Annotated in this window: 4 protein-coding genes; 1 reads left to right on the plus strand and 3 read right to left on the minus strand. The window is 75.6% G+C overall.

Going from position 1 to position 3,257, the window contains the following annotated elements:
* The 3 genes from AE652_RS38235 to AE652_RS38245 form a co-directional block, all read right to left on the minus strand.
* Positions 1-288 (minus strand): ATP-binding cassette domain-containing protein (locus tag AE652_RS38235; RefSeq protein WP_369808368.1); only part of this gene is annotated, 288 nt, incomplete at its 3' end.
* Entirely contained in the window at positions 285-1,373 is a 1,089-nt protein-coding gene (locus tag AE652_RS38240) for an iron ABC transporter permease (protein ID WP_049659972.1), read from the minus strand. The genes AE652_RS38235 and AE652_RS38240, both read right to left, overlap by 4 nt.
* Positions 1,370-2,395, minus strand: a complete 1,026-nt coding sequence (locus tag AE652_RS38245; RefSeq protein WP_234348688.1) for a hemin ABC transporter substrate-binding protein — start codon at positions 2,393-2,395, stop codon at positions 1,370-1,372. The genes AE652_RS38240 and AE652_RS38245 overlap by 4 nt, the downstream gene beginning before the upstream one ends.
* 172 nt (positions 2,396-2,567) lie before the next feature.
* Between AE652_RS38245 and AE652_RS38250 the strand changes: the two genes are divergently transcribed.
* Positions 2,568-3,257: HtaA domain-containing protein (locus tag AE652_RS38250; protein ID WP_049659974.1), on the plus strand; the 690-nt coding region annotated here is incomplete at its 3' end.

The following is a 3,257-nucleotide window of genomic DNA, read 5'->3' on the forward strand; positions in this document are numbered from 1 at the left end:
GGCGCGGTGCAGGGCGAGTTCGGCGGCGCCGTAGTCGGCCGGCGGGCGGCCGCGCAGGGTGACCGACCCGACGTCCGGCCGGACGTCGCCGGCCAGTACGGACAGCAGGGTGGACTTGCCGGCGCCGTTCGGCCCGAGCAGCGCGACCAGTTCGCCGGCCGCGACCCGGACGGCGGCGCCGTCCAGCAGCGGGCGCCCGCCGAGGCTCAGCCGGACGCCCTCGGCGGCGAGCAACTCGCTTCCGGGCTCCGGTCGTTCGGGGATCTCCCGGTGGCGTCGCAGTCTCACGCCCAGCCTCCCTGCCTGGTCCTGGTCCGGCGCAGCAGCCAGAAGAAGAACGGGCTGCCGATCAGTGCGGTGACCACCCCGAGCGGGATCTCGGCGGGCTCGGCGACGGTGCGGGAGGCGAGGTCGGCGGCCACCAGCACCAGTGCGCCGCCGAGTGCCGAGGCGGGCAGCAGGAAGCGGTGGCCGGGCCCGGTGAGCATCCGCAGCAGGTGCGGGACGACCAGGCCGACGAAGCCGACGATGCCGCTGACCGCCACGGCCGCCGCGGTGAGCAGGGCGACGAGGGTGATCAGCGCCAGCCGCATCCGCTCGACGTCCACCCCGAGGTGGCGGGCCGGGCGCTCGCCGAGCGCCAGCAGGTCCAGCCTGCGGGCGTACAGCGGGGCGACGGCCAGGCCGGCCAGCGCGAACGGCAGGACGGCGAGCACCTTGCCCCAGGTGGCCTGGGAGAGCGAGCCGAGCTGCCAGAAGGTGACCTGGCTGATCGCGGCGGGGTCGGCGATGAACAGCAGGATGCCGATCAGCGCGCCGCAGAAGGCGTTCACGGCGACGCCGGTGAGGATCAGCGTGACCACCTCGGTGCGCCCGCCGGAGCGGGACATCGCGTACACCGCGACGACCGTCAGCAGGCCGCCGGCGAAGGCGAAGACGGGGGCCGTCCAACCGCCCAGGGTGTTCAGGCCGAGCACGATGCAGGCCACCGTGCCGACCGCGCTGCCGGAGGAGACCCCGATCACGGCGGGCTCGGCGAGCGGGTTGCCGAACACGCCCTGCATCAGTGCCCCGGCGCAGCCGAGCGAGCCGCCGACCAGCAGGGCGAGCACCACCCGGGGCAGCCGGACGTTCCACAGCACGGACTCGGGCACCCGGTCCAGGGCGTGGCCGCCGAGGCCGAGGCGGTGGGCGGTGGAGGCGAGGATGTCGCCGAGCGGGATGCGGTAGGCGCCGACGCCGGCCGCGAGGAGGGCGCAGAGGAGCAGGGCGGCGGCGAGTCCGGCGGTGAGCAGGGCGGTCCGGCCGGCGGTCGGTGCGGCGCTCTCCCCGGGCGCCTCGCGGGAGGTCTCCTCCCGTGCGGCGGTGGTCACTTGGCGTCCGCCGGGTAGAGCTGGGCGGTGATCCCGCGCAGGACCTGCGGGGTGCGCGGGCCGTAGCTGAGCAGCTGGCCGTCCTCGATCGAGACGATCCGGCGGTCGAGCCCGGCCGGGGTCTGGGCGACGCCGGGCAGCTTGAGCAGGCCGTCCGTTCCGCCGACCGAGTCGAGCCCCTTGCTCATCACCAGGATCGCGTCGGGTGCGGCCTTGACCAGGGCCTCGCTGGTGAGCGGGACGAAGTCGTTGGTGAGGCCGGCGGCGGTGCCGGCGTCCTCGCCGCCGACCGCCTCGATCAGCGAGCCGGCGCCGGAGCCGGGGCCGCCGAGCAGGTAGACGGAGGCGCTGCCGCGCAGGTAGAGGAAGGCGACCCGGGGGTGCCGGCCGTCGGCCGGGACGGCGGCCATGGCCTGGTCGATCCGCTGCTCGGTGCGCTCCTTGAGCTGCCGTCCGGCGTCCGGGACGCCGAGTGCGGCGGCGACGGTGTCGATGCGCGGTCCGACGTCGGCCAGCCGCTTGGCGTCGTCCAGGACGATCAGCGGGACGCCGGCCGCCCGGATCTGCGCGATCGCCTCGGCCGGGCCGGTGGAGCGGTCGGCGAGGACGACAGTGGGGTGCAGTGAGAGCACGCCCTCGGCGGAGACGTCGTGGGCCTGGGTGATCACCGGCAGGGCGGCGGCCTGTTCGAAGGTGGTGGAGACGTCCCGGGCGACCACCTTGGGGCCGAGGCCGAGGCTGAACACCAGCTCGGCGAGGCTGCCGTTGAGCGGGATGACCCGTTCGGCGCTGGTGACGGTGACCTGGCGGCCGTCGGCGGAGGCGGTGGTGGCCGGGAGCCGGGGGACGGGCTCGCCGGGCAGCGGTTCGACGGCGTCGGGGGTGCGGGAGACGGCCGCCCCCGCTGCCCCGGCCGTTCCGCTCGCGGCGCCGCAGGCGGTGAGGGCGAGCAGCAGGCCGAGGGCGAGCAGCAGGAGGACGGGCCCGCGGGCCGCCCCGGATCGGATCGTAACGCTGCTCAACCTGGTTCCCTTCACCGGGAGTTGGTGCCTGTGGCGCCCCGCCGCCGGGGGAGGGGGCGGCGGGGCTCTTGACTCATATATTAGGTTAGCCTTACCTGAGTTTCGCAAGGGGGTGGTGCCCACCGGGCCCCCTTTGCGGCATCCCCCCATGCCTCCTGAGGAGTGATTCGCCGTGCCCCTGTCCAGCCGGCTCCGCCGTCTGGCCGCCGCCCTGGTGGCCTCCCTCGCCGCCCTGCTGGCCGTGGGCCTGTCGCCGGGGCCGGCGGCCGCCGCCGAAGGCAGGGTCTCCGGCGGACGGCTGGACTGGGGCATCAAGCAGTCCTTCCTGACCTACGTCACCGGGCCCATCGCCAAGGGGAGTTGGGGGCTGACCGGCGGCGCGGCCACGGTCGGCGGCAGCACCTTCCGGTTCCACTCGGCGAACGGCACGTACGATCCGGCGGCCGGCGCGCTGACCGCCGCCTTCTCCGGCGGCGTGCGGTTCACCGGGCACCAGGAGGGCGGCTCCAACGCGCTCGACCTGAGCATCGGCCGGCTCACCTTCAAGGCCGTCCAGGGCGGCGCGGCCGGGCTGTACGCCGACGTCAGCAGCAAGTCCAAGGAGACCGGGCAGGTCAGCAGCGCGAGCCAGGCCAAGCTGGCCGACCTCTCGCTGGCCGGCGTTGACCTGCGCGGCGCGGCCGGCACCCTGACGCTGAGCGGTGTCCCGGCGACCCTCACCGACGCCGGGGCGAAGGCCTTCGGCGGCTTCTACCAGGCCGGCACGGCCCTCGACCCGCTCAGCCTCTCGGTCAACCTGCCCGCCGCGCAGCCGACGCCGGCGGCCCCCGCCCCGACGTCCGGCGCGGCCGCCACGGCCGCG

Origin of the sequence: Kitasatospora sp. MY 5-36, from assembly GCF_001182915.1 — a bacterium.
GTDB lineage: Bacteria > Actinomycetota > Actinomycetes > Streptomycetales > Streptomycetaceae > Kitasatospora.